The organism is Burkholderia sp. MSMB1498 (genome assembly GCF_001526245.1).
GTDB classification, from domain to species: domain Bacteria; phylum Pseudomonadota; class Gammaproteobacteria; order Burkholderiales; family Burkholderiaceae; genus Burkholderia; species Burkholderia savannae.
On sequence record NZ_LOYJ01000026.1, the window covers coordinates 35,603 to 60,859 of the forward strand.

Genomic DNA, 25,257 nt, shown 5'->3' on the forward strand with positions numbered 1-25,257 from the left:
CGCGTGAGCATTGGCGCACGCGTGTCGGCACGCGCGACGCCGAACGCGCGGAAAGCGGCAACCCGAGCGAAAAAGGCATAAAACACGACGCAGTCGACATCGACCGCTCCCCGCTACGCACCGCTTGCCTCCCGTTGCCCGATCCGCCTCAGATAGAGCGCGAGCCCGCCGCCCGCGAGGATCAGACTCGCGGTGTTGGCGATCCAGAAGCCGCGCGCGCCGGTGAGCGACGCGGGCACGACGCCGCCGACGTCGAAGCCGAGCAGATAGCCGCCGCCGAGCCCGACGCCCCACAGCGCGATCGCGTAGATCGCGGTCGGCGCGACGGCGACTTTGTGCGCGCGCAGCACGAACGCGGTCGTGATCTGCAGCGCGTCGAAGAAGTGATAGAACGTGACGATCGCGACGAGCGGCATCGCCGCCGCGGCGACGGCCGGATTCGGCGTGTAGCCCGACACGATGAGCGGCCGCAGCGCGAACACGACGATCCCGTACACGCATGCAACCGCGCAGGCGAGCGCGATCCCGTGCCGGCCGAGCGAGCGCGCTTCGTCGAGCCGCTTCGCGCCGAGCGCGCGCGCGACGAGCGTCGACGAAGCGACGCCGATCGACAGCGGCGTCATGTAGAGCACGGCGCCGATGTTGCCGGCGATCTGATGGCCGGCGAGCGTCGTCGTGCCGAACTGCGCGATGAAGAGCGCCATGAACGTGTACGACGTGACCTCGATCAGATACGAGAGCCCCATCGGCACGCCGAGTGTGAGGAGCGCTTTCTGCCGCCGCCAGACGGGCCGCGTGAAGCGCGCGAAGATCGCGAGCGGCTCGAACACGTCGAGCCTCGCGAGCAGCGTGAAGCCGACGATCGCGAGCGCCCAGTTGATCAGCGTGCTCGCGAGCCCGCAGCCGGGGCCGCCGAGCGCGGGCACGCCGAGGCCGCCGAAAATGAACCAGATGTTGAGCGGCACTTTGATTGCGAGCGCGCCGAGCTGCAGGATCATCGCGAGCCGCGGCTTGCCCGCCGCGTTCGTCAGCGCGCTGTAGATCCGAAAGAGCAGGCTCGCGGGCAGCCCGAACGACAGGATGCGCAGATACGCGACCGTGCGCTCGGTGAGTTCGGCGGGCGCGTGCGCGATCCGCAGCAGCGGATGCGGGAAATGCAGCAGCAGGAAGCCGGGGATCGCGAGCAGCACCGCGAGCCATATCGCCTGACGCACTTCTTCGCCGATCTCCGCGTAGCGCCGCGCGCCGTACAACTGCCCGGCGATCGGCTGCAGCGCGGACAGGATGCCCGTCAGCGCGATGAACACGGACAGATAGATCGACATGCCGAGCCCAAGCGCGGCGAGATCGAGCGCGGAGAATCGGCCGACCATCGCGGTGTCGATCACGCCGAACGCGACGATCGCGAGCTGGCCGACGAGCACCGGCCACGCGAGGCCGGCGATTTTGCGAACGTCGCCGAACATCGGTCAGCGGGCCTTGGGCGGCGGGCGGCGCTTGACGGGCGTCTTCGGGCGCTCGATCCGTTCGTACAGTCGGAAGCGCTCGTCGCGGTCGGCGGCGCGGCGGCCTTCCCACACGAGGCGCCACACGTACTGCGACATCGAGCTCGGCTCGCCGAAGTCCGCGCGGTCCTGCCGCAGGATCACGTCGCAGTCGTCGGTGAACGAGAAGTGCATGTCGCCGAAGTAGGCGAACGTCGCGATCTGCGCGTCGCCAAGGCGCACGGGCGAGATGCATTCGTAGTCGGGCGGCAGGTGCGCGGCGATCTGCTGCGCGACGTCGCGATAGGTCCGGCTGTAGTTGACGATCGGCAGCCACAGCGTCATCAGCAGCACCCACATCAGCGTCGTGCCGGCGCTCGACAGCACGACGCTGCGCCACAGCACCTTCGGCTGACGCGAGATGCGCCAGCGCACGAGCATCAGCCAGCATGCGGTCGCGGCGACCGCGCAGACGAACGACAGCACCTTGAAGTGCGGCTCGTAGCCCGGCACGAGGCGGCCGAGGTTGCGCGCGAGCGGATGCGGGAAGCCCGTCAGCGACGCGAGCCACACGAGCCACACGAACGTGCCGAGGATCGTGAAGCTCAGCACCGCGAACCAGTCGATCGCGTTGATCGCGCCGCGCTTGAGCGTCGGCAGCGCGAACGTCGCGACGACGGCGAGCGGCGGCAGCAGCAGCATGTACATCCGGTTCGTCTGCTGGCTCTGCAGGATCACGAGCGCGACGAGCGGCGCGACGACCGACAGCGGAATCGCGATGTGCGGCCGGCGGCGCAGGCCCGCCCAGCTGACCCACGCCCAGATCGCGAGCGGCCACGCGGGCCACGTGAAGAGCGGCAGGTTCTTGGCCGCGTACGCGAGCACCGTCGTCGGCGGGCCGGAGAAGCGCATCAGGCTGCCGTGCAGCCATTGGTTGAAGAACCAGGCCGCGTCGTCGGGGAGCGCGACGTGCGCGGCGAGCGGCCAGATCGCGAACACGGCGACGGCGAGCGGCAGCCCGATCGCGGGCAACTGCGCGCAGCGGATTTCGGGCGTGACGAGATAGAGCGCGAGCGTGCCGACCGCGAGCGCGGCGACGAGCACCGGATTGCCCGACAGCGCGACGAGACCGAGCGCGAGGCCCCACCAGAGCGCGCCTTGCACCGGCTTGTCGATCGCGCGCACGAGCCCGTAGACGAGCATTGCGATCCACGCGAATTGCGCGAGCTGCGGCGTCGTTTCGTGGCCGCGCTCGGCGAGGCCGAAGCACGCGAGCAAGACGAGGAGCGCGCCGTCGGCGAGCGTGCGCCCGTAGTCGCGCGGCTCGGGCTCGCCGCCGAACGCGTACTTGAACGGCTGGATTTCGGCGCGCCGGCCGAGCAGGTATGCGGCGTACCAGACGAACGCGGACGCGACGCAGAACAGCACGCCCGCGTAGACCCGCGACGCGTTGCTCGCGTCGACCCACGGCAGCGCGCGGATCGCGAGGCTGCCGAGCCAATAGCCGAGGGGCCCGTCCGACGTGATGAACTTGCCGACGAGGTTCGGCAGCAGCCAGTCATGCAGGCCGCCTTGCGCCATCGTCCACATTACGCCGAAGCCCGCCGCGTCTTCGTTCTTCCACGGATCGCGGCCGAACAGCCCGAACGCCGCATAGACGATGCAGAGCGTGAGCAGCAGCCAGCGCGGCAGCGCGCGGGTGGCGGAAGCGGTAAGGCGAACGACAGGCTTCATGCAGATGGGCGGCAGAGGATGGGCGGCATGCCCGACGCGCGAGCGGCGGGCCATTTCGAGCATCCGGCATTGTAGACGCGCTGGACGGCGCGCGTCAGCGAACCGGACGGCCCGCGCGGCGCTCGGCGTCGGCGCGGGATGAGCGGGGACAAAAAAAGGCAGCCTGGGCTGCCTTTTTTGCGGAACCGGACCGGCGCGAGGCCGGTGCCGATCGGGGCGCGAGACTTACTTCGCAGCCTTGCCGCTGGCGCGTGCGCCGAACTTGTTCTTGAACTTCTCGACGCGGCCCGCCGTATCCATGATCTTCTGCTGGCCGGTGTAGAACGAGTGCGATTCCGACGACACTTCGATCTTCGCGAGCGGGTAGGTCTTGCCGTCGAGCTCGACGGTTTCGCGCGTCTGGATCGTCGAGCGCGTGATGAACTTGAAGCCGTTCGACATGTCTTGGAAGACGACTTCGCGGTAATCCGGGTGAATGCCTTGTTTCATGGTTTTTCCTGTGTAAGAGCGGTAGCCAGCCCGCCGCTTGCGCATCGCGGCGCGCCTCGCTTCGTGTCCGGACAGCCGGGCATGCGTGCAGGGCGCGCCGTGAATCGACGCCGGTCGGCGCTGCGCGGTGCGAAAGCCCGGCGCGAGCCACTTGCCTAAGGTCGAAAGCTCGCGATTATGCCAGAAAATCAGAAGCTTGGCGAATTTTTCGTCAGGCGTGCGCGGCGGGCTGCGCGAGGCAGCCCGTTTTCGCGGGGTCCTGGCGGTAATAGCGGGCGAGCAGCCGGTACAGCTCCGGAAATTCGGACTCGAACGCGCGCGGCTTGACGAAGAGCGCCTCGCTGCAGACCGCGAAGAATTCCGACGGGTGATCGGCCGCATAGGGATCGATCAGCGAATCGCGCTCGAAACGCGCCCACGCGCGCTCCGGCACCGCGTCGACGCGATCGCAGAACTGGTCGTACGCGTGGTCGAACACGTCGGCCCAGCGTTCGGCGTCGAGGTCCGGCGCGTGCCAGCGGCGAAAAAGGGGGGGGTGGCCGTCGGCCGGGCCGCTCATCATGTCGATCTTGTGCGCGAATTCGTGGATCACGACGTTGTACGCGTCCGAGCCGTCCGACATCTGCACGTCCTCCCACGACAGGATCACCGGCCCGCCTTCCCACGCTTCGCCGCTCGCGTCGTGCTCGACTTCGTGTACGACGCCGTCCTCGTCCTCGACCGTCTTGCGGATCACGAATTCGCCCGGATAGACGACGATGCCGACCCAGCCGCGATACAGGTCGAGCCCGAGGTTCAGCACGGGCACGCACGCTTGCACGGCGACGCCGGCGACGATCGCGTCGGTGAGCTCGAGCCCGTGCGCGGTCGAAAACGACTTTTGCGCGAGAAAGAGGCTCGCCGTTTCGCGCAGCCGCGCCAGGTCTTCGCCGGACAGGTAAGACAGGAACGGCAGGCGCTCGAGCGTCTCGCGCCACAGCGCGTCGGGAATCGGGTGCGAGCGCAGTGCGCGGTCGCGGCGGCGCGCGTCGAGCCACTGGGTGAGTTTGGCGAGCATCGGGGAGAAGAGGGCATGAAGCGACAGGCGCTAAACGTACCTCAATCGATCTCTTTTTGCCAGGCGGCGAAGATGCCGCCGCAGATCGCGACGCCCGCGAGGAAATAGAAGCCGTCGAGCGACGCCAGGAACGACGCCTGTTGCGAGATCGTCCGGCTCACGGTGACGAGCGCGAGCGCGTGCGCCTCGGAGAGCGCGTGGCCCGCGGCCGCGAAGCCGCGCGCGAGCGTGTCGACGGTCTGCTGGAACAGCGGGTTGTAGACGTTCGCCTGCTCGACGAGCCGCGTCTGGTGCACGGCGAGCCGATGCTGCTCGACGATGATGACCGACGCGGTCGCGAACGAGATCGTCAGTTGCCGCACGATGTTCTTCAGCCGGTAGCCGTGCGAGTACTCTTCGATCGCGAACACGCGGAACGTCAGGTTCGCGACGGGCAGCACGATGAAAAGGAGCAGCAGCCCGCGCATCAGGAGCGGCACGACGAGTGCCGCTTCGCCGACGTCGGGCGCCATCCGCGTCATCCACAGCGCGGCGAACGCGGCCATCGCGAAGCCGGGCACGATGATCCACTTCTTGTGCGTGAGAAGCTTCGCGTAGCGCAGATAGACGAAGAGCGCGCTCGCCGAGATGAGCGACATCGTGCCGACGAGCCGCCCCGCGTTCTCGACCGGATAGCCGAGCCCGGTTTCGAGAAAGCGCGAGATCAGATAGCTGTAGCCCGTCGTCTCGTAGTAATAGAACATGTAGAGCAGGAGGCCGACCTGGAACGTGCGCTCGCGAAACGCGTGCAGCCGCACGAGCGGCGCCGGATGATGCCACTGGTGATGGCCGAACCACGCGAGCGCCGCGAGGCCGCCGACGGTGAGCAGCACGAGCTGCGGCGAGCCCGCGAAGAGCTCGAAGCGGACCTGCTGCATCACGATTTGCAGCGCGCCCTGCGCGAGCGCGAAGATCACGTACGGCCAGAAGTGGGCGCTGCTGCGCTCCTCGGGCGGCGTGTGGCCCGAATCGGGCAGCGCGACGAACGCGAGCGCGGCGAACAGGATGCCCGTCGGCACCGTGCTCGCGAAAAGGGCGCGCCACGTGAAATGCGCGACGAGGAGGCCGCCCGCGATCGGCGCGAGCGCGCTGCCGAGCAGCAGCATGATGAGGAACGCGCGCGTCGCGGGCGGGCGGTCCTTCGGCGAGAAGCTGACCTGGATCAGGATTCGGCACGCGCCCATCATCGGGCCGATGAAATAGCCTTGGAAGCCGCGCGCGAAGGCGAGTTGCAGCGATGTGTCCGCAAGCGCCGCGGCCGCCGCGCCGAGCGAGAACATCAGCATGCAGCCGGCGACGTAGCGGCGGTGCCCGAGGCGGTCGACCCACCATTGCTGTTGCAGGATGCCGAGCACGGCCGTCACCGCGTACGCGCTCGACGCCCACACGAGTTCGTCCGGCGAAGCGTTGATCCCGCCCGCGATGTAGCTCGCGAAGAACGAGAACGCCGCGTTGTCGAAGTAGTCGAGGCCGGTGACGATCGCGAGCACCCATGGAAAGAAATCGCCGCGCAGGTTCGCGACGCTCCAGAGCGGCGGCCGGCCCCGCGCCGCGTTCATGCGTCGGGCCCGCCCGTTTTGCGCGGGCCCGGCGTGCGGCCGCGCGCGGCGGCGCGGCGTTGGGCGATCAGCTCGTCGGGGTTTTCGCCGGCGAGCCGGCGCTCGACGTAGTCGATGTCGTGCTGCAGTTCCTTCTTCAGCGCGCGCACTTCCTTCAATTCGCGCTGTGCGGCGGCGATGCGCGCATCGAGCGTCGCGATCTGCTGCGACAGATCCGCGTGGATGTCGCGCAGCGACGCGTCCGAATAGCGCCGCCGTCCGTCGCCCGTCGGCTCGAGCGGGCGCTTCAGCATCTCGGTGATGCCGTGCAGCGAGAATCCGAGCGCGCGCAGCCGCAGGATGCGCTCGAAGCGCTCGAGATCCGCCGCGTCGTACAGCCGATAGCGGCCTTCGCTGCGCGACGGCGTGACGAGCCCGCGCTCCTCGTAGTACTTGAGCGTGCGCGGCGTGACGCCGAGCCGCTCGGCGGCGTCGCGTACGGTCAGCAGCAGGGTGGATGGGGCGTCGCTCATGGCGCGGAACTCTCCGGATGGCGAAGGATCGATGTCCGCGATTATAGATCAACGTGTACGTTCACGTACAAGTTTGGCGATAAAAAAACCGCCCGGCGAGCGGGCGGTTTTTCGTGGCGGCGTGCGTGCGTCAGCCGCCGCGGCGCATCAGGTCGAAGAACTCGGAGTTGCTCTTCGTCTGGCGGATCTTGTCGAGCAGGAATTCCATCGCCTCGACTTCGTCCATGTCGTGGATGAATTTGCGCAGCACCCAGATCTTCTGCAGGATCTCGGGCTTGATCAGCATTTCCTCGCGGCGCGTGCCCGACTTGTTCAGGTTGATCGACGGATACACGCGCTTTTCCGCGAGACGGCGCTCGAGGTGCACTTCCATGTTGCCGGTGCCCTTGAACTCTTCGTAGATCACGTCGTCCATGCGGCTGCCGGTTTCGATCAGCGCGGTGCCGATGATCGTGAGCGACCCGCCTTCCTCGATGTTGCGCGCCGCGCCGAAGAAGCGCTTCGGACGCTGCAGCGCGTTCGCGTCGACACCGCCCGTCAGCACCTTGCCCGATGCGGGGATCACGGTGTTGTACGCACGCGCGAGACGCGTGATCGAGTCGAGCAGGATCACGACGTCGTGCTTCATCTCGACGAGGCGCTTGGCCTTCTCGATCACCATTTCGGCGACCTGCACGTGGCGCGTGGCCGGTTCGTCGAACGTCGATGCGATCACTTCGCCCGCGACCGAGCGCTGCATTTCCGTCACTTCCTCGGGGCGCTCGTCGATCAGCAGCACGAACAGGATCACGTCCGGGTGGTTCTGCTTGATCGCATGCGCGATGTGCTGGAGCATCACGGTCTTGCCCGACTTCGGCGACGCGACGAGCAGGCCGCGCTGGCCCTTGCCGATCGGCGCGATCATGTCGATGATGCGGCCCGTGACGTTTTCCTCGCCGCGCATTTCGCGCTCGAGCCACAGCGGCTTGTTCGGGTGCAGCGGCGTGAGGTTCTCGAACATGATCTTGTGTTTCGAGGCCTCGGGCGGCTGCCCGTTGACTTTGTCGACCTTCACCAGCGCGAAGTAGCGCTCGCCGTCCTTCGGCGTGCGAACTTCGCCTTCGATCGTGTCGCCGGTGTGCAGGTTGAAGCGGCGGATCTGCGACGGGCTGATGTAGATGTCGTCGGTGCTCGCGAGGTACGACATTTCCGGCGAGCGCAGGAAGCCGAAGCCGTCCGGCAGCACTTCGAGCGTGCCGTCGCCGAAGATCGTTTCTCCCGTCTTGGCGCGCTTTTTGAGAATGGCGAACATCAGCTCCTGCTTGCGCAGGCGGTTCGCGTTTTCGATCTCCAGGCCGTTGGCCATTTCGATCAATTCGGAGACGTGCAGAGACTTGAGCTCGGATAAATGCATACGGAGATCCCGCCAGGGAGGAGATGCGACGAAAGATATAGGGAGGAGGGCGAGCGGAAGCGCTCAGAGACTTATATGCGTCTTATCGACGTTTTTGATTCTAGCATAGGCCGATTCAGGCTTGAGCGACCGATCGGCGGATTTAGCGGCGCACGTGTTGCCGGCTGACAACACGTGCGCGACGGCGCATCGATTTAGAGATGGCTGTCCAGGAACGCGGTGAGTTGCGACTTCGACAGCGCGCCGACCTTCTGCGCGGCGACCGCGCCGTTCTTGAAGAGGATCAGCGTCGGGATGCCGCGCACGCCGAACTTCGCGGGCGTCGCCTGGTTGTCGTCGACGTTGATCTTCGCGATCTGCAGCTTGTCGCCGTAGTCCTTCGCGACTTCGTCGAGGATCGGGGCGATCATCTTGCACGGACCGCACCACTCGGCCCAGAAGTCCAGCAGGACCGGCTTGTCGGACTTGACGACGTCCTGCTCGAACGATGCGTCGCTGATGTGTTTGATCTGTTCGCTCATTGGGTCAATACCTCTTTCGGTTCGGGGACTGCCTGCGCCGGCTGCCCACGGGCTTTGCCGGTCGCCGGGGCAGGAAGCTCCGCTCTTGCGAAAAGAAGGGCGTGAGCGCTGCATGCCGCGGCTCGCGGGTCATTCGGGCGTCATATTAGCCTAAATTGCTATCCGCTGTTGACGGCGATAGTAGTCGTCACGCGAACAGGGATGCGTAGCATTTCAGGCGTGTCGCCCGCGTGCGCATCAAATGGGCCCGGCGCGGCGAATTGCAAGAGGCGGGCTGCGCGCGGCGTCGGGTGTGCGAGAACGCGGCGTCGGGGGCGCGCGAATCGGCGGCGGTCGGGCTCTCGCGATTTGTCGTCTCGTATGCGAATAACGGTCGCGTCGTGCGCGAAGCGATGTTAGAATGCACCGTGACGGGCCTCCTCGCATGGTGGGGCGGTCAACCTGGTCAGGTCGGGAACGAAGCAGCCACAGCCGTTTTCCGCCAGTGCCGAGGGTCGGGCTCGTCACCTTCCGCTTGTCTTCTCGTGCTTGTCTTTCCGTCTTTCCCGCGCGCGCTTCCGTTTTTCCTCCTTTCGTTTCGCTTCCCGATCGGCGTCGGCATGCATGCGTTTCGCGGCGTTCAACCTGTCGGCGCGGCGCAGCGTTGCTGATACAATTTCCTGATGACCTATCAAGTTCTCGCACGCAAGTGGCGTCCGAAGGATTTCGCTTCGCTCGTCGGCCAGGAGCACGTCGTCAGGGCGCTCACGCACGCGCTCGACGGCGGGCGTTTGCATCACGCCTATCTATTCACGGGCACGCGCGGCGTCGGCAAGACGACGCTGTCGCGCATCTTCGCCAAGGCGCTCAATTGCGAGACGGGCGTCACGTCGCAGCCGTGCGGCGTGTGCCGCGCGTGCCGCGAAATCGATGAAGGCCGCTTCGTCGACTATGTCGAGATGGACGCGGCGAGCAATCGCGGCGTCGACGAAATGGCCGCGCTCCTTGAGCGCGCGGTGTACGCGCCCGTCGATGCGCGCTTCAAGGTCTACATGATCGACGAAGTGCACATGCTGACGAACCACGCGTTCAACGCGATGCTGAAGACGCTCGAGGAGCCGCCGCCGCACGTCAAGTTCATCCTCGCGACCACCGATCCGCAGAAAATTCCCGTCACCGTGCTATCGCGCTGCCTGCAGTTCAATCTGAAGCAGATGCCGGCCGGCCACATCGTGTCGCATCTCGAGCGGATTCTCGGCGAAGAGCGGATCGCGTTCGAGCCGCAGGCGCTGCGTCTGCTCGCGCGCGCCGCGCAAGGCAGCATGCGCGATGCGCTGTCGCTGGCGGATCAGGCGATCGCGTATTCGGCGAACGAAGTGACGGAAGCCGCGGTGTCCGGCATGCTCGGCACGCTCGACCAGACTTACATGGTGCGGCTCCTCGACGCGCTCGCCGCGGCCGACGGTCCGCAGATTCTCGCCGTCGCCGACGAAATGGCGCTGCGCAGCCTGTCGTTCTCGGCCGCGCTCCAGGATCTCGCGAGCCTGCTGCATCGGATCGCGTGGGCGCAGTTCGCGCCGGCGTCGGTGCTCGACGAATGGCCCGAAGCGGCCGACCTGCGCCGCTTTGCCGAGTTCCTGAGCCCGGAGCAGGTGCAACTCTATTATCAGATCGCGACGGTCGGGCGCGGCGAGCTCGGCCTTGCCCCCGACGAATACGCGGGCTTCACGATGACGCTGCTGCGGATGCTTGCGTTCGAGCCGGCGCCGACAGGCGGCGGCGCGCCGGGCGGCGGGTTGCCCGCGCAGGCGGCCGGCGCCGCGCCGAAGTCGAACGCGCGAGCGGCTGCGGTGCTCGGCGCACCGGCGGCGTCCGCGGCCGCCGGGGTGCAGGCGCCGAAGGCGACTGTCGCGCGCGCGGCCGCGGCTCGCGCCGACTTGCCGACCGTGCAGACCGTGCAGACCGAGCCGGCAGTGGCCGAGCGAAGCGGCGAGGCCGCCGCGAGCGCGCGTGTTACGACGGACGTCCGCTCGGACGAGCGCGGCGCGCCGTCGCGCGCCGCCACGCCGGACGCCGATCAAGGCCTCGATTCGGGCCTCGATTCCGACGCGTCGCCGAACGCTCAGCCGGGCGCCGCATCCGAATCAGCACCGAGTTCGGCCGCATCGCCCGAATCGACGGCCGCCACGGAGTTCGACGCGGCCGCGCAGGATTGCGCGGCATCGGAGGCTGAAGCGGCCGATGTGCCGGCCTCCACCGCACCCGTGCCGCAAGCGCCGGCCGAGGCGCCCGCCGCTCCTGCCGCCGCCGCTTCGGCGTCGCGCGCCACCGGCGCGGCCGCCGCACTCGACGTGCTGCGTAACGCGGGCATGCGCGTGTCGTCCGATCGCGGCCGAGGCGCCGGCGCGGGCGCAGCGCGCGCGGCTGCGCCCGCCGCCCCCGCCGCGAAATCCGCGCCGCGCGTGCAGGTGCCCGTTCCGACGCCACGCACGCGCCCGGTGCAGGGCGGCGCTTCGCCGAATGGTGCCGCGCGCGCCGACGCGAGATCCGGGGCGCGCAACGCGCCGCCGCCGTGGGAGGACATCCCGCCCGACGATTACGTGCCGTTGTCGATCGACGACGGCTTCATTCCGCCCGACGACGGTTTCGTCCCGGTGTTCGACAGCGGCCCCGACGATGTTCGGGTCGCGCCGAAGCCGGCGCCCGCGCCACCCGTCGACACGCGGCCGCTGCCGGAGCCGATTCCGCTCGACGCGATCGGCTTCGACGGCGAATGGCCGACGCTCGCGGCGAGCCTGCCGCTCAAGGGCGTCGCTTACCAGCTCGCGTTCAGCAGCGAACTGACGTCGGTCGACGGCGGCGCGCTCAAGCTGTCGGTGCCGGTGCCGCAATACGCGGATGCCGCGCAGGTCGCGAAGCTGAAGGCCGCGCTCGCGGACGCGCTCGGCAAGCCGGTCGACGTCGCGGTCGAGGTCGGCCCGGCGCGCCGCACCGCGGCCGCGCTCGCCGCCGCCGAGCGCGCGAAGCGGCAGCGCGACGCCGAGCACGAGATGAGCGCCGATCCGTTCGTCCAGCAGTTGCTGCGCGAATTCGGCGCGAGCATCGTCGAGGGCTCGATTCGGCCCGTCGGTCCGGAGTCGGACGGCGCGGCGCCGACGCTGCATTGACGCGAATCGGTCGCATCCCGCATCCGATTCCCATATTCATGAGCGGGCGCTAAGATCGCGCCCGTTCGCAATCGATTAGAAGGAGCAAGTCCATGATGAAAGGCCAACTCGCCGGGTTGATGAAGCAGGCCCAGCAGATGCAGGAAAACATGAAGAAGATGCAGGAGCAACTGGCTCTCATCGAAGTGGAAGGCCAGTCGGGCGCGGGGCTCGTCAAGGTGACGATGACCTGCCGCAACGAAGTGCGCCGCGTGTCGATCGATCCGAGCCTGCTCGCCGACGACAAGGACATGCTCGAGGATCTCGTCGCCGCGGCGTTCAACGACGCGGTGCGCAAGGCCGAGGCGACGTCGCAGGAGAAGATGAGCGGCATGACGGCGGGCCTGCCGCTGCCGCCCGGCTTCAAGCTGCCGTTCTGACGATGAACCGTTCGGCCGACGTCGTGAGCGCATGAGCATCAAGCCGCCTTCCGCGCTGTCCGGGCTCGTCGAAGCGCTGCGCGCGCTGCCGGGCGTCGGACCGAAATCCGCGCAGCGCATCGCATATCACCTGATGCAGCACGATCGGGAGGGTGCGGAGCGGCTCGGGCGCTCGCTGTTGTTCGCGACCGAGCATCTGCGTCACTGTGAGAAGTGCAACACGTTCACGGAGGCGCAGATCTGCGAGGTCTGCAGCGATCCGGAGCGCGACCCGACGCTGCTGTGCGTCGTCGAGACGCCCGCCGACCAGATCATGCTCGAGCAGACGATGACCTATCGCGGGCTGTATTTCGTGCTGATGGGGCGCTTGAGTCCGCTCGACGGCATCGGGCCGAAGGAGATCCATTTCGACCGCCTCGTGCGCCGCGCATCGGACGGCGTCGTGAAGGAGGTCGTGCTCGCGACGAACTTCACGAACGAAGGCGAGGCGACCGCGCACTATCTCGGCCAGACGCTGAAGGCGCGCGGCCTGGCCGTCACGCGGCTCGCGCGGGGCGTGCCGGTGGGCGGCGAGCTCGAATACGTCGACGCCGGCACGATCGCCCGCGCGATGCTCGACAGGCGCACCCTCTAGCCGGCGCGCGCGCCGGCGCCGCGCGGCCTCGCGCCGCGCGTACCGTTCAACGATCCAAGGAAGCGACATGAGCGCAACTCCCGGCCCGCTTTCGGGCGTCAAGGTGCTCGAACTCGGCACGCTGATCGCGGGCCCGTTCGCCGCGCGCCTGCTCGCCGAGTTCGGCGCGGACGTCATCAAGATCGAAGATCCGAACGGCGGCGATCCGCTGCGCAAGTGGCGCAAGCTGTATCCGGAGGCGGGCGGCACGTCGCTGTGGTGGTCGGTGCAGGCGCGCAACAAGAAATCGGTGACGATCAACCTGAAGTCCGACGAGGGCAAGGAGATCGTGCGCCGCCTCGCGCGTGAAGCCGACATCGTCGTCGAGAACTTCCGCCCGGGGCTGCTCGAGAAGCTCGGTCTCGGCTACGACGTGCTGTCCGCCGACAATCCGGGCCTCGTGATGGTGCGCCTGTCCGGCTACGGGCAGACGGGCCCGTATCGCGACCGTCCCGGCTTCGGCGCGATCGCCGAATCGATGGGCGGGCTGCGCCACATCACGGGCTATCCGGAGCTGCCGCCGCCGCGCATCGGCATCTCGATCGGCGATTCGATCGCGGCGCTGCACGGCGTGATCGGCGCGCTGATGGCGCTGCATCACCGCAACGCGAACGGCGGCGCGGGGCAGGTCGTCGACGTCGCGCTCTATGAGGCCGTCTTCAACATGATGGAGAGCGTCGTGCCCGAGTACGGCGTCTACGGGCTCGTGCGCGAGCGCACGGGCGCGTCGCTGCCGGGCATCGTGCCGTCGAACACGTATCCGTGCCGCGACGGCAGCATCGTGATCGGCGGCAACAGCGATCCGATCTTCAAGCGCCTGATGAACGCGATCGGCCGCGACGATCTCGCGGGCGATCCCGCGCTTGCGCACAACGACGGCCGCGTGCCGCGCACGCAGGAAATCGATGCGGCGATCGGCGCGTGGCTCGCCGAGCGCACGATCGACGACGCGCTCGCGGTGCTGAACGCCGCGGACGTGCCCGCGTCGCGAATCTACAGCGTAGCCGACATGTTCACCGATCCGCAGTTCGCCGCGCGCCAGATGATCCAGCGTTTCAAACTCGCGGGCGGCGCGGAGATCCCGCTGCCGAACGTGACGCCGAAGCTGTCCGGCACGCCCGGCGAAACGCGCTGGCTCGGCCCCGAGCTCGGCGAGCATACGGACGAGGTGCTGGGCGCGCTCGGCTACGACGCGCAGGCGATCGCCGTGCTGCGCGAGAAGCGCGTGATCTGAGCGCCGAGGGCCGCGCGGTACGCGCTTCTTGCGCCGTCGCACGCTGCACGCGAGGCGGCCGGGGCTGTCGCTCTCGCGCAATCTTTCCTCGGTTACAATCGGCGGATGCGAATATTACTCAGCAACGACGACGGATACCTTGCGCCCGGCATCGCCGCGCTGTACGAAGCGCTGTGCCCGCTGGCCGAGGTCATGGTGATGGCGCCCGAGCAGAATTGCAGCGGCGCGTCGAACTCGCTTACGCTGTCGCGTCCGCTTTCGGTGTCGCGTTCGGCGAGCACGGGTTTCTACTACGTGAACGGCACGCCGACCGATTCGGTGCACGTCGCGCTGACGGGCATGCTCGACGCGAAGCCGGACCTCGTCGTGTCGGGAATCAACAACGGCCAGAACATGGGTGAGGACACGCTGTATTCCGGCACGGTCGCGGCCGCGACGGAAGGCATCATGTTCGGCGTGCCGGCGATCGCGTTCTCGCTCGTTCACAAAGAGTGGGCGCACCTCGGCGACGCCGCGCGCGTCGCGGCCGAGATCGTGCGCCGCTATCTCGACAATCCGCTGTCCGGCCGGCCGCTGCTGAACGTCAATATTCCGAACCTGCCGTACGACGAGCTGAAGGGCTGGCGCGTGACGCGGCTCGGCAAGCGCCATCCGTCGCAGCCGGTGATTCGCCAAACGAATCCGCGCGGCGAGCCGATCTACTGGATCGGAGCGGCGGGCGACGCGCGCGACGCGAGCGAGGGCACCGATTTCCACGCGACCGCGGCGGGCTACGTGTCGATCACGCCGCTGCAGCTCGATCTCACGCACACGCAAATGCTGGCAGCCACGCGCGAATGGGCGCGTGCCGGGAGCGGCGCTTCATGAGCGGCGAGCGCGCGAAGCGGTTTCCGCTCGCGCTCGAGGACCTGAAGCGCGAGCCGCGCAAGCCCGAAGGGCGCGCGGCCGAGCGCCAGGCGGCGGGCGACGCCGCCCGCCAGCGCCTTGCCGCCGCGCCCGCCGCCACATCGACCCTCGTGCCCGACCGGCGCGCGCCGCAGCGCGCAGCCGCCACGACGGGCGGCCGCGTGGCCACGACGGGCGGCCGCGTGTCCGCACCGAAGTCCGCGCACGCGAAGAAATCCGCGTCGGGCCTGCCCGGCGTCGCGAAGGGCGCGCCGTCCGCCGCCGCGAAAAGCGGCGACAAGGGCGCCGCGCCGAATGTCGCGTTGAGCGGCGCGCTCGCGCTGACTTCGGAACGGGTGCGCGAGCGCATGGTCGAAAGGCTGCGGGCAAACGGCGTGGCCGATCCGCGCGTGCTGGCCGCGATGGCGGCCGTGCCGCGCCACATGTTCGTCGATCCGGGGCTCGCGGCTCAGGCGTATGAAGACGCGGCGCTGCCGATCGGGCATCAGCAGACGATCTCGAAGCCGTCGGTCGTCGCGCGGATGATCGAACTCGCGGCGGCCGGCCGCGTGCTCGAGCGCGTGCTCGAAATCGGCACGGGCTGCGGTTATCAGGCCGCGGTGCTGAGCCGCGTCGCGCGCGACGTGTATTCGATCGAACGCGTGAAGCCGCTCTACGAGCGCGCAAAACTGAATTTGCGGCCGCTGCGCGTGCCGAACATCCGCTTGCATTACGGCGACGGACGCGTGGGCCTGCCCGCCGCGGCGCCGTTCGACGCGATCGTGATCGCGGCGGCGGGGCTCGACGTGCCGCGGGCGCTGCTGGAACAATTGGCGATCGGCGGCAGGCTCGTCGCGCCTGTCGGAGAGCAGGCGGGCGAGCAGGTGTTGACGCTCGTGGAGCGCGTCGCACCCGCGCAGTGGCGCGAGTCGCGGCTTGATCGCGTTTTCTTTGTCCCTTTAAAATCCGGAGTGATTTGATACCGATGAGTATGCTGCGCGCGATGCAAAACAATCGTTTGAAGTTACCGCTCTCGCTCGCTCAGCGCGCGATTTGCATGGCGGCTTTCACGCTGCTCGCCGCGTGCGCGACGCGGCTCGACCAGGCGCCCGTCGTCGATCGTTCCGGCTCGCTCGGCACGACGGCTGCCGCGCAGCCGCCCGCGCCGCTGCCGCCTGCGCCCCCGGGTTACTACCGGGTGAAGCCGGGCGACACGCTTTATCGGATCGCGCTCGAGAACGGCCAGAACTATCGCGACATCGCAGCGTGGAACAACCTCACGAACCCGAATCAGATCGAAGTCGATCAACTGCTGCGCGTCTCGCCGACAGCCGGCGGCGCGACGCCGGCCGCACCGGTCGCGGGCGGCGCGGCGACGCCACCGCTGTCGAGCGGCCCGGCTGCGGTGCCGCCGATCTATGGCTCCGGTTCCACCGCGAGCGCCGCGCCGTCTGCCGCGCCCGCGCCGAGTGAAACGACTGCGCCTGCGGCGAGCAGTAACCTGTCGTTCGCGTGGCCGGTGCGCGGTGCGCTGTTGAACACGTTCGACGATTCGAAGAACAAGGGGATCAACATCGGCGGCCCGGCCGGCGAGGCCGTGAAGGCCGCCGCTGATGGCCGCGTGGTGTATGCGGGCAACGGTCTGCGCGGCTACGGCAATCTCATTATCATCAAGCACGACGCAACTTATCTCACGGCGTATGCACACAATCGCGCTTTGATGGTAAAAGAGGGGGACGCGGTGACGAAAGGCCAGAAGATCGCAGAGATGGGCAATAGCGATTCCGACCGTGTGATGCTGCATTTCGAGGTTCGCCGGCAGGGTAAACCTGTCGATCCGCTGAAGTATTTGCCGCCTCAATAAACGAGACGACCATGCCGAAATCGAAGCGCCACGAGCCGCAAGCCGAGTCTGAGAAGATCAGTCGAGCCACGCAAGCATCGGTGGAGCGAGCTGGCGCTTCGACGGACGAGGATGAAGACGCCGCCGACAACGAACGCGACTACGAGCCGCGCGAAGCGGATTCGGACGACTCGCGCGAAGGGCGCGGCGATGCAGCCGACGCGTCACCCGATCTGGACGATTTCCGGGCGCTTCTGCAGGCGGAGCTCACTGCCGACACGATCCAGCACTACCTGAATCGCATCAGCGTGAAGCCGCTCTTGACGGTCGAGGAAGAGCAGCGCTATTCGCGGCTCGCGAAGGCGGGCGAATTCGACGCGCGGCAGGTGATGATCGAGCGGAATCTGCGGCTCGTCGTCAGCATCGCGAAAGGCTATCTGAATCGCGGCGTGCCGCTGCTCGATCTGATCGAGGAAGGCAACCTCGGGCTCATGCACGCGATCGAGAAGTTCGATCCGACGCGCGGCTTTCGCTTTTCGACGTACGCGACCTGGTGGATACGGCAAAGCATCGAGCGCGCGATCATGAATCAGGCGCGCACGGTGCGGCTGCCGGTGCACGTGATCCGCGAGCTGAACCAGGTGCTGCGCGCGAAGCGCCATCTGGAAAAGAACTCGCTGTCGACGGGCGCGGCGGCCGAGCGCCGCGAGGCGAGCATCGACGACATCGCGTATCTGACGGGCAAGACGGCCGAGGAAGTCACCGACATCCTCGCGCTCAACGAGCACACCGCATCGCTCGATGCGCCGCTCGATCTCGATCCGGCGAGCAGCCTGCTCGATCTGCTGCCCGACGACCAGAGCCAGTCGCCCGATGCGGAGGTTCAGCACCGCGAACTGGAAACGCTAACGCGCGCATGGTTGTCGCGCCTGTCCGACAAGCACCGCCATGTGATCGAGCGGCGCTTCGGCCTCAATCACATTGAACCCGCGACGCTCGAGGAGCTTGCAGACGAGATGGGGCTGACCCGCGAGCGGGTTCGCCAGATCCAGCAGGAAGCGCTCGTGCGGCTCAAGCGGTTTTTCGCATCCAACGGCGTGCGCAAGGACGCCGTTCTGTAATTCATCGATGACACCGATTCTGGTTTTTGACATCGAGACGATTCCCGATGTCGACGGCATTCGCCGTCTTGAAGATCTGCCCGCCGACCTCACCGATGCCGAAGTGGCCGAGCACGCGTTCGCCGCGCGCCGCGAGAAGACGGGCAGCGATTTCCTGCCGCTTCATCTGCAACGGGTCGCGGCAATTTCGTGCGTGTTCCGCGACAACACCGGCTTTCGCGTGCGCTCGCTCGGTGCACCGGGCGACCCGGAGGCGACGTTGATCCAGTCGTTCTACCGCGTGATCGAGAAGTACACGCCGCAACTCGTGTCGTGGAACGGCGGCGGCTTCGATCTGCCGGTGCTGCATTACCGCGGGCTCGTGCACGGCGTCGCGGCGCCGCGCTACTGGGACATGGGCGAGGACGATCGCGACTTCAAGTGGAACAACTACCTGTCGCGCTACCACACGCGGCATCTCGACCTGATGGATCTGCTCGCGCTCTATCAGCCGCGCGCGAGCGCGCCGCTCGACGCGCTCGCGAAGCTGTGCGGCTTTCCGGGCAAGCTCGGGATGGACGGCAGCCAGGTGTGGAAGGCGTTTCAGGAAGGGCGGATCGAGGAGATCCGCAACTACTGCGAGACCGACGTCGTGAACACCTACTTGCTGTACTGTCGGTTCCAGCAGATGCGCGGTGGTCTGTCGCCCGCCGAGTACACCGAAGAGATCGCGCTCGTGAAGAATTCGCTCGTGCAGGAGCCGGCGCCGCACTGGGCCGAATACCTCGCCGCGTTCGACGCGTGAACCGTCCGGCGTCCCCCGTAGGGCGGACGCTGCTCTCTCTCGACGCCGCGAAACCGAAACGCGTCTCTTTTCTCGCCGGCTCGCCGGCGCTCACGCATCGCTCAGTTCGAGCACGATCGGCTGATGATCGGACGCGCGCACCGCGCCGTCGATCTCGCAGCGCGTCAGGCGGCGAACGAGCGTGTCGGTGACGAACACGAAATCGCAGGTCATCGGCCCCTCCTTCCACTGCTCGGTGTCGTAGACGCCTGCGGTCATCGGCGGCGTCTCGCCCGGATGGCGCGCGAGCCACGCGTCGACGAAGCACGGCGCGTCGGGAAACGGCGCGAGAAAGCGCCGGTAAGCGCCGCTGCGATACGCGCTGTTGAAATCGCCGCAGACGATCGCGTCGGCCGCGCGCGCGGACGGCGCGAACGGACCTGTCGGCGTCTCAGGCGGCGCACTCGCGCGCGTGTGCGCGGCCGCCTCGCGGTGCAGGCGCCGCAACGCGTCGACTTGCGCGAGCCGCTGCTTCGCCGAGTAATACTCCAAGTGCGTGACGACGACGCGCAGCGGCCCGAACGGTGCGCGCAGCGTGACTTCGAGCGCGCAGCGCGGCATCGACGGCGCGGCGGCGCTCGCGGGCCACGGCAGCGCGTGGCGCATCGCGCGCTCGACCGGCAGCCGCGTCGCGAGCGCGTTGCCGAACTGCCGGCGCGGCGCGCCCGGCTCGGTCGGCGGCAGATCGACGCCGATCGCGTCGAACACCGCATACTCTGGCAACAGCGTCGCCAGTTCGGCATACTGATCGTCGGAAGGGCCGCCCGGCAGCGCGCGAAAGCCGCGCGTGAGTTCCTGCGCGCACAGCACGTCGAAATCGCCGAGCCGGCGGGCAGCGTCGATCGTGCGCGCCAGATCGACCGTGCCGTCGGCGTCCCGTCCCCATTGGATGTTCCAACTGATGAGTCGCATCGTCGAATCTCCGTTGCGTGACGGCCGTTCGTCTACAATCTCGCCTTTCCCCACAATCGTTCGTCAGGAAAAGCTGGTGTCAGAAGCCGTCCCTCTCTCCACGCGCCGCGCGTCGCATGCGAGCGCCGCGCCCGATCGCGCCCCGGTTCTCGATATCGATTCGCTCGACATGGAAGCGCGCGGCGTCGGCCGCGTCGTCGACGAAAACGGCGAGCCCGGCAAGGTGATTTTCGTCGAGGGCGCGCTGCCCGGCGAGCGCGTCACGTATTCGAGCTTCCGCCGGAAGCCGACCTACGAGCAGGCGCAAGTCGTCGATATTTTGCGCCCGAGCGTGATGCGCACGCAGCCGAAATGCGCGTTTTTCGGCACCTGCGGCGGCTGCTCGATGCAGCATCTCGATATGCGCGCGCAGGTCGCGATCAAGCAGCGCGTGCTCGAGGACAACCTGTGGCATCTCGCGAAGCTGCGCGCCGAAGCGATGTTCGCGCCGATACACGGCCCGTCTTGGGGCTACCGGTATCGCGCGCGCCTCACCGTGCGCCACGTCGCGAAGAAGGGCGGCGTGCTCGTCGGCTTCCACGAGAAGAAGAGCAGCTATGTGGCCGACATGACGAGCTGCGAGGTGTTGCCGCCGCACGTGTCGGCGATGCTCGTGCCGCTGCGCAGGCTCGTCGAGCAGTTGTCGATCCGCGATCGCATGCCGCAGATCGAGCTCGCGGTCGGCTCGCAAGTGACGGCGCTCGTGCTGCGCGTGCTCGAGCCGATCAACGCGGCCGACGAGGCGCTGCTGCGCGAATTCGCCGACACGCACCGCGTGCAGTTCTGGCTGCAGCCGAAGGGGCCGGATACGGTCGCGCCGTTCTATCCGCTCGACGTGCAGCTCGACTACACGCTGCCCGAATTCGGCATCCGGATGCCGTTCAAGCCGACCGACTTCACGCAGGTCAATCACCAGATCAACCGCGTGCTCGTCGGGCGCGCGTTGCGGCTGCTCGCGCCCTCGCGCGACGATCGCGTGCTCGATCTGTTCTGCGGAATCGGCAACTTCACGCTGCCGCTCGCGCGGCTCGCGCGCGAGGTGGTCGGGATCGAGGGCAGCGAGACGCTGAGCGTGCGCGCGCTCGCGAACGCGAAGGAAAACGGCGTCGACGGCCACACGTCGTTCGCGTGCCGCAACCTGTTCGAGGTGACGGCCGACGATCTGCGCGCGCTCGGCGCGTTCGACAAATTCCTGATCGATCCGCCGCGCGAAGGCGCGCTCGCGGTGTCGAAGGCGCTTGCGGACATCGCGCAGAGCGGCGTCGGGCCGCTGCCCGCGCGGATCGTCTACGTGTCGTGCAACCCGTCGACGCTCGCGCGGGACGCGGGGCTCCTCGTGCACGAGGCGGGCTACCGGCTGAAGGGCGCGGGCGTCGTCAACATGTTTCCGCATACGTCGCACGTCGAATCGATCGCGCTCTTCGAGCGCGCGTGACGCGTTGCTTTCGCGGCGCCGTGCGCCGTGCGCGGCGCGCGGGCATGAAAAAACCGGCCCTCGGGGCCGGTTTTTCGTGATGCGCGACGAAGCGCCGCCGGGCTTCAGTTGCGGTTGCCGCCGAAGATGCCGAGCAGCGCGAGCAGGTTCGTGAACACGTTGTACAGATCGAGGTAGATCGCGAGCGTCGCGCTGATGTAGTTGGTCTCGCCGCCGTTCACGACGCGCTGGACGTCGAACAGCATGTACGCCGAGAAGATCACGATCGCGAGCACCGACACCGTGAGCATCAGCGCCGGCAACTGCAGGAACACGTTCGCGACCATTGCGAGCAGCAGCACGATCACGCCGACGAAGAGCCACTTGCCGAGGCCGGAGAAATCGCGCTTGCTGACGGTCGCGACCGTCGCCATCGCGGCGAAGATCACGCCGGTGCCGCCGAATGCGAGCATGATGAGCGACGGGCCGTTCGAAAAGCCGAGGATGAAGCTCAGGAGGCGCGACAGCATCAGGCCCATGAAGAACGTGAAGCCGAGCAGCACGAACACGCCGGCCGAGCTGTTCTTCGTGCGCTCGATCGCGAACATGAAGCCGAACGCGATCGCGAAGAACGCGAGAAGGCTCATCATCGGGCTCGTCGCGGCGAACAGCGAGAAACCCGTCGCGACGCCGACCCAGGCGCCGAGCACGGTCGGCACCATCGACAGCGCAAGAAGCCAGTAGGTGTTGCGCAGCACGCGGTTGCGAGTCTCGGCCGTGCTGATCGCGCCGCCGCGGCCGAAGTTGTACGGATAGTCGTTCATGGTTTCTCCTAACATGGAACGTGGCGGCGCCGCCGGCCGGCGGCGCGCTTGTTGCGCCGCAATAAGCCGTCAGGCCGCTACCCCTAAGATAGGTTTCGAGGGCGGAGGTTTCAACGTCTCGGTGCCCGCGAAACGCGAAGTGTTAGAACCTTTCTGTCGTGTAAGGGTTCAATCGCAATGATACACGGGAACGTGTTACAATAGCGGATTCATTTGAAACTGTAACCTCTTAATTTCTTGGAGTTTTTATGGCACTCGAGCGCACCCTGTCGATCATCAAGCCGGATGCGGTGGCGAAGAACGTGATCGGCCAGATCTACAGCCGTTTCGAAAACGCCGGCCTGAAGATCGTGGCGGCGCGCATGGCGCACCTGTCGCGCGCCGATGCGGAGAAATTCTACGCCGTGCACGCCGAGCGTCCGTTCTTCAAGGATCTCGTCGAATTCATGATCTCGGGCCCGGTGATGATCCAGGTTCTCGAAGGCGAGGACGCGATCCTGAAGAACCGCGACCTGATGGGCGCGACGGACCCGAAGAAGGCGGAAAAGGGCACGATCCGCGCCGACTTCGCGGACAGCATCGACGCGAACGCCGTGCACGGCTCGGACGCACCGGAAACGGCGCGCGGCGAAGTCGCGTTCTTCTTCCCGGAAATGAACGTCTACTCGCGCTGAGCGGGTCGGGGTCCGGCGCGTCTGGCGGCAAGGCAGGGCATCATGGCGAGCGAAACCATCGTCAATCTACTCGACCTCGACGCCGAGGGTCTCGTCGCGTACTGCGGCAGCCTCGGCGAGAAGGCGTTTCGCGCTAAGCAACTGCAGCGCTGGATCCATCAATACAACGCAGCCGATTTCGACGGGATGACCGATCTCGCGAAGTCGCTGCGCGAAAAGCTGAAAGGGCGCGCCGTGATCGGCACGCTCGACATTCTGAGCGATCACGTGTCGGCCGACGGCACGCGCAAGTGGCTTATCGACGTCGGCAACGGCAACGCGGTCGAGACGGTGTTCATCCCCGAGGAAACACGCGGCACGCTGTGCGTGTCGTCGCAGGCGGGATGCGCGGTCAATTGCCGCTTCTGCTCGACCGGCAAGCAAGGTTTTTCCCGCAATCTGTCGACGGGCGAGATCGTCGGGCAACTGCGGATGGCGGAATTCGCGCTGCGCGCGTCGCTCGGGCGCGCGCCCGGCCCGAACGGCAAGGCCGAGCGCGTCATCACGAACGTCGTGATGATGGGCATGGGCGAGCCGCTTCTCAATTATTCGGCGGTCGTGCCCGCGATGCGCCTCATGCTCGACGACAACGCGTACGGCTTGTCGCGCCGGCGCGTGACGCTGTCGACCTCGGGCGTCGTGCCGATGATGGACAAGCTCGGCGCCGAGCTGCCCGTCGCGCTCGCGGTGTCGCTGCACGCGTCGAACGACGCGCTGCGCGACATGCTCGTGCCGCTCAACAAGAAGCATCCGCTGCGCGAGCTGATGGCCGCGTGCCAGCGTTATCTGAAAGTCGCGCCGCGCGATTTCATCACGTTCGAATACTGCATGCTCGACGGCGTCAACGACACCGACGCGCATGCGCGCGAGCTGCTCGCGCTGACGCGCGACGTGCCGTGCAAGTTCAATCTGATTCCGTTCAATCCGTTCCCGGAATCGGGGCTCGTGCGCTCGAAGGCGGAACAGATCAAGCGCTTCGCGCAGATCCTGATCGACGCCGGCATCGTGACGACGATCCGCAAGACGCGCGGCGACGACATCGACGCCGCCTGCGGCCAACTGGCGGGCGCGGTCAAGGACCGCACGCGGCTTGCCGAGCGAACGGGCGCGGCAAAGATTATCGAGATCCGGGCGGTTTGACGGGGATGCCCGGGCCGGCAGTGAAATACGCGTAAAGCGATCGGGGGCGGCGCGCGGCGCCGCGCAGTGTGTGACAACGGTGGTGTTGCGAGCCTGGCCGGAGCCGGTGCGGGCGTGCAGGCAAGAAGAATCGACGCGAGGATGAGGATGAGCGAACCGCAGCCGTCAAAGAGCCCAGAGACGAACGCAGGCGAGAAACCGGCGGCGGCCGGCGGCGGCATTGCGTCGGTCGCGGCAGTGGGCGCGCGGCTCGCGGAGTTGCGCGAGGCGAAGGGATGGTCGGTCGACGACGTGTCCGCGCGGCTCAAGGTCGCGGCGTCGAAGTTGCAGGCGCTCGAGGCGGGCGATACGAGTCAGCTTCCGGGGACGACTTTCGCGCTTGGCCTCGTGCGCAGTTACGCGAAGATGCTCGGCGTCGATCCGGAACCGTTCGCGCAGGCGCTGCGTCGCGAGAAGGGTGTGCCCGAGGTCGATCTGTCGATGCCCGCGTCGGCCGGCACCGATCTGCCGCGCGGCCGGGTGTCGATTCCGCTCGGCGGCTCGTCGCGCGGCCGGCCGTGGCTGTGGGCGGTCGCGGCGGTCGTCGTCGCGTTGATCGCCGCGGCGATGTGGCGTACGGGCGGCGAATCGTCGAACTGGCTCGCGCGCTTGAAGTCGAGCGGGGCCGGCGAAGCCGCGTCGGGCGCGCGTGCGCAGCCGGAGGGCGCCGCGTCCGATCTGCCGGCGAGCGCGGCGGTGTCCGGCACGGTGACGCAGGCGAGCGCCGTCGCGGCGAGCGCGACGCAGTCGGTCGGCGGCGCGTCGGCGGGCGATGCGGTGGTGGCGAGCGTGCCGGCCGCGGGTTCCGCGCCTGCCGTCGCGAGCGCGGTGGCCGTGCCGCCCGCTTCGACGCCGGTCGCCGCCGCGCAACCGGCGCAATCGATGCAACAATCGGCGGCACTGGGGGCCGATGGCGCGAGCGCCGTCGTAACGGCCGCGCCCGGTCAGTCGGTGGTCGCGCTGAAGGTCGCGCAGGACTGCTGGTTCAGCGTGCGCGACAAGAACGGCAAGGAGTTGTTCTCGTCGCTCGTGCGCGCCGGCGAGACGAAGCAGGTTGCAGGCGATGCGCCGCTCAAGGTCACGATCGGCAACAAGGCCGGGCTCGAATCGATCGCTTTCGACGGCAAGCCCGTCGATCCGGCAAAATACTCGACGGCTCGGGGCAACGTCGCGCGTTTCGCATTGCCCTGACGGCAAGCGCCGTGGCCGGCCGGGCACGGCGCTGTTCTCTTTCGCGCGTCGCC

General features: G+C 67.7%; 23 protein-coding genes and 1 other RNA gene. 14 read left to right on the forward strand and 10 right to left on the reverse strand.

Annotation, left to right across the window (positions count from 1 at the left end; genetic code table 11):
- Nucleotides 1-113 precede the first annotated feature (113 nt).
- From WS91_RS05510 to trxA, 8 genes are all read right to left on the reverse strand, one after another.
- A complete protein-coding gene (locus WS91_RS05510) occupies nucleotides 114-1,466 on the reverse strand; it encodes an MATE family efflux transporter (RefSeq protein ID WP_059580807.1) in 1,353 nt (450 codons plus the stop codon).
- A 3-nt stretch (nucleotides 1,467-1,469) separates the two neighbouring features.
- Nucleotides 1,470-3,218 carry an ArnT family glycosyltransferase gene (locus WS91_RS05515; RefSeq protein ID WP_038749253.1) on the reverse strand — a complete coding sequence of 583 codons (1,749 nt, stop codon included), beginning with the start codon at nucleotides 3,216-3,218 and terminating at the stop codon, nucleotides 1,470-1,472.
- A gap of 225 nt (nucleotides 3,219-3,443) precedes the next feature.
- Complete coding sequence (locus tag WS91_RS05520; protein ID WP_010103191.1) at nucleotides 3,444-3,707, reverse strand: type B 50S ribosomal protein L31; 264 nt, start codon at nucleotides 3,705-3,707, stop codon at nucleotides 3,444-3,446.
- A 211-nt stretch (nucleotides 3,708-3,918) separates the two neighbouring features.
- A complete protein-coding gene (locus WS91_RS05525; protein WP_038749123.1) occupies nucleotides 3,919-4,764 on the reverse strand; it encodes a M90 family metallopeptidase in 846 nt (281 codons plus the stop codon).
- Between the two features lie 41 nt (nucleotides 4,765-4,805).
- Nucleotides 4,806-6,362: an MFS transporter gene (locus tag WS91_RS05530; protein ID WP_059669903.1), complete on the reverse strand. Its 1,557-nt coding sequence runs from the start codon at nucleotides 6,360-6,362 to the stop codon at nucleotides 4,806-4,808.
- Nucleotides 6,359-6,874, reverse strand: a complete 516-nt coding sequence (locus tag WS91_RS05535) for a MerR family transcriptional regulator (RefSeq protein WP_059669904.1) — start codon at nucleotides 6,872-6,874, stop codon at nucleotides 6,359-6,361. The genes WS91_RS05530 and WS91_RS05535 overlap by 4 nt, the downstream gene beginning before the upstream one ends.
- 130 nt (nucleotides 6,875-7,004) lie before the next feature.
- On the reverse strand, nucleotides 7,005-8,267 hold the full coding sequence (rho, locus tag WS91_RS05540; protein ID WP_038749133.1) for a transcription termination factor Rho: 1,263 nt from the start codon (nucleotides 8,265-8,267) through the stop codon (nucleotides 7,005-7,007).
- A gap of 194 nt (nucleotides 8,268-8,461) precedes the next feature.
- Nucleotides 8,462-8,788 carry a thioredoxin TrxA gene (gene trxA, locus WS91_RS05545; RefSeq protein WP_009890789.1) on the reverse strand — a complete coding sequence of 109 codons (327 nt, stop codon included), beginning with the start codon at nucleotides 8,786-8,788 and terminating at the stop codon, nucleotides 8,462-8,464.
- 409 nt (nucleotides 8,789-9,197) lie between these two features.
- Between trxA and ffs the strand changes: the two genes are divergently transcribed.
- From ffs to WS91_RS05595, 10 genes are all read left to right on the forward strand, one after another.
- Nucleotides 9,198-9,296, forward strand: an RNA gene (ffs, locus tag WS91_RS05550) — signal recognition particle sRNA small type.
- Between the two features lie 154 nt (nucleotides 9,297-9,450).
- Nucleotides 9,451-11,934, forward strand: a complete 2,484-nt coding sequence (locus WS91_RS05555; RefSeq protein WP_059669905.1) for a DNA polymerase III subunit gamma/tau — start codon at nucleotides 9,451-9,453, stop codon at nucleotides 11,932-11,934.
- A 92-nt stretch (nucleotides 11,935-12,026) separates the two neighbouring features.
- Nucleotides 12,027-12,353, forward strand: coding sequence for a YbaB/EbfC family nucleoid-associated protein (locus tag WS91_RS05560; protein WP_006026979.1), 327 nt, complete (start codon nucleotides 12,027-12,029; stop codon nucleotides 12,351-12,353).
- A gap of 31 nt (nucleotides 12,354-12,384) precedes the next feature.
- Nucleotides 12,385-12,987, forward strand: a complete 603-nt coding sequence (gene recR, locus WS91_RS05565; RefSeq protein ID WP_081989624.1) for a recombination mediator RecR — start codon at nucleotides 12,385-12,387, stop codon at nucleotides 12,985-12,987.
- A 67-nt stretch (nucleotides 12,988-13,054) separates the two neighbouring features.
- Nucleotides 13,055-14,260, forward strand: a complete 1,206-nt coding sequence (locus WS91_RS05570) for a CaiB/BaiF CoA transferase family protein (protein ID WP_038749138.1) — start codon at nucleotides 13,055-13,057, stop codon at nucleotides 14,258-14,260.
- 105 nt (nucleotides 14,261-14,365) lie between these two features.
- The gene (surE, locus tag WS91_RS05575) at nucleotides 14,366-15,127 is read left to right on the forward strand and encodes a 5'/3'-nucleotidase SurE (protein ID WP_038749141.1); all 762 of its coding nucleotides are present in this window, start codon (nucleotides 14,366-14,368) and stop codon (nucleotides 15,125-15,127) included.
- Nucleotides 15,124-16,125, forward strand: coding sequence for a protein-L-isoaspartate(D-aspartate) O-methyltransferase (locus WS91_RS05580; RefSeq protein WP_059580904.1), 1,002 nt, complete (start codon nucleotides 15,124-15,126; stop codon nucleotides 16,123-16,125). The genes surE and WS91_RS05580 overlap by 4 nt, the downstream gene beginning before the upstream one ends.
- Nucleotides 16,126-16,136: 11 nt before the next feature.
- Entirely contained in the window at nucleotides 16,137-17,009 is an 873-nt protein-coding gene (locus WS91_RS05585; protein WP_038749144.1) for a peptidoglycan DD-metalloendopeptidase family protein, read from the forward strand.
- Between the two features lie 11 nt (nucleotides 17,010-17,020).
- Nucleotides 17,021-18,109, forward strand: coding sequence for an RNA polymerase sigma factor RpoS (gene rpoS, locus WS91_RS05590; RefSeq protein WP_038749147.1), 1,089 nt, complete (start codon nucleotides 17,021-17,023; stop codon nucleotides 18,107-18,109).
- A gap of 7 nt (nucleotides 18,110-18,116) precedes the next feature.
- Nucleotides 18,117-18,893 carry a 3'-5' exonuclease gene (locus WS91_RS05595; RefSeq protein ID WP_059669906.1) on the forward strand — a complete coding sequence of 259 codons (777 nt, stop codon included), beginning with the start codon at nucleotides 18,117-18,119 and terminating at the stop codon, nucleotides 18,891-18,893.
- Between the two features lie 90 nt (nucleotides 18,894-18,983).
- Here WS91_RS05595 and WS91_RS05600 read toward each other — a convergent pair whose 3' ends face one another.
- Nucleotides 18,984-19,844: an endonuclease/exonuclease/phosphatase family protein gene (locus tag WS91_RS05600; protein ID WP_059580817.1), complete on the reverse strand. Its 861-nt coding sequence runs from the start codon at nucleotides 19,842-19,844 to the stop codon at nucleotides 18,984-18,986.
- 76 nt (nucleotides 19,845-19,920) lie between these two features.
- Here WS91_RS05600 and rlmD point away from each other — a divergent pair, with 76 nt between their 5' ends.
- Nucleotides 19,921-21,318, forward strand: coding sequence for a 23S rRNA (uracil(1939)-C(5))-methyltransferase RlmD (gene rlmD, locus WS91_RS05605; RefSeq protein WP_038749154.1), 1,398 nt, complete (start codon nucleotides 19,921-19,923; stop codon nucleotides 21,316-21,318).
- A gap of 104 nt (nucleotides 21,319-21,422) precedes the next feature.
- Here the strand turns inward: rlmD and WS91_RS05610 are convergent, their stop codons facing one another.
- Nucleotides 21,423-22,121, reverse strand: coding sequence for a Bax inhibitor-1/YccA family protein (locus WS91_RS05610; RefSeq protein ID WP_038749157.1), 699 nt, complete (start codon nucleotides 22,119-22,121; stop codon nucleotides 21,423-21,425).
- Between the two features lie 248 nt (nucleotides 22,122-22,369).
- On the opposite strand from WS91_RS05610, the gene ndk reads away from it, so the two are divergent.
- The 3 genes from ndk to WS91_RS05625 all read left to right on the forward strand — a co-directional run bounded on the left by ndk (nucleotide 22,370) and on the right by WS91_RS05625 (nucleotide 25,204).
- Nucleotides 22,370-22,795: a nucleoside-diphosphate kinase gene (gene ndk, locus WS91_RS05615; RefSeq protein ID WP_038749160.1), complete on the forward strand. Its 426-nt coding sequence runs from the start codon at nucleotides 22,370-22,372 to the stop codon at nucleotides 22,793-22,795.
- Between the two features lie 42 nt (nucleotides 22,796-22,837).
- Nucleotides 22,838-23,974, forward strand: a complete 1,137-nt coding sequence (gene rlmN, locus WS91_RS05620; RefSeq protein ID WP_059580820.1) for a 23S rRNA (adenine(2503)-C(2))-methyltransferase RlmN — start codon at nucleotides 22,838-22,840, stop codon at nucleotides 23,972-23,974.
- Nucleotides 23,975-24,121: 147 nt separating this feature from the next.
- Nucleotides 24,122-25,204 carry a RodZ domain-containing protein gene (locus WS91_RS05625; protein ID WP_038749166.1) on the forward strand — a complete coding sequence of 361 codons (1,083 nt, stop codon included), beginning with the start codon at nucleotides 24,122-24,124 and terminating at the stop codon, nucleotides 25,202-25,204.
- The last annotated feature ends 53 nt before the right edge of the window (nucleotides 25,205-25,257 follow it).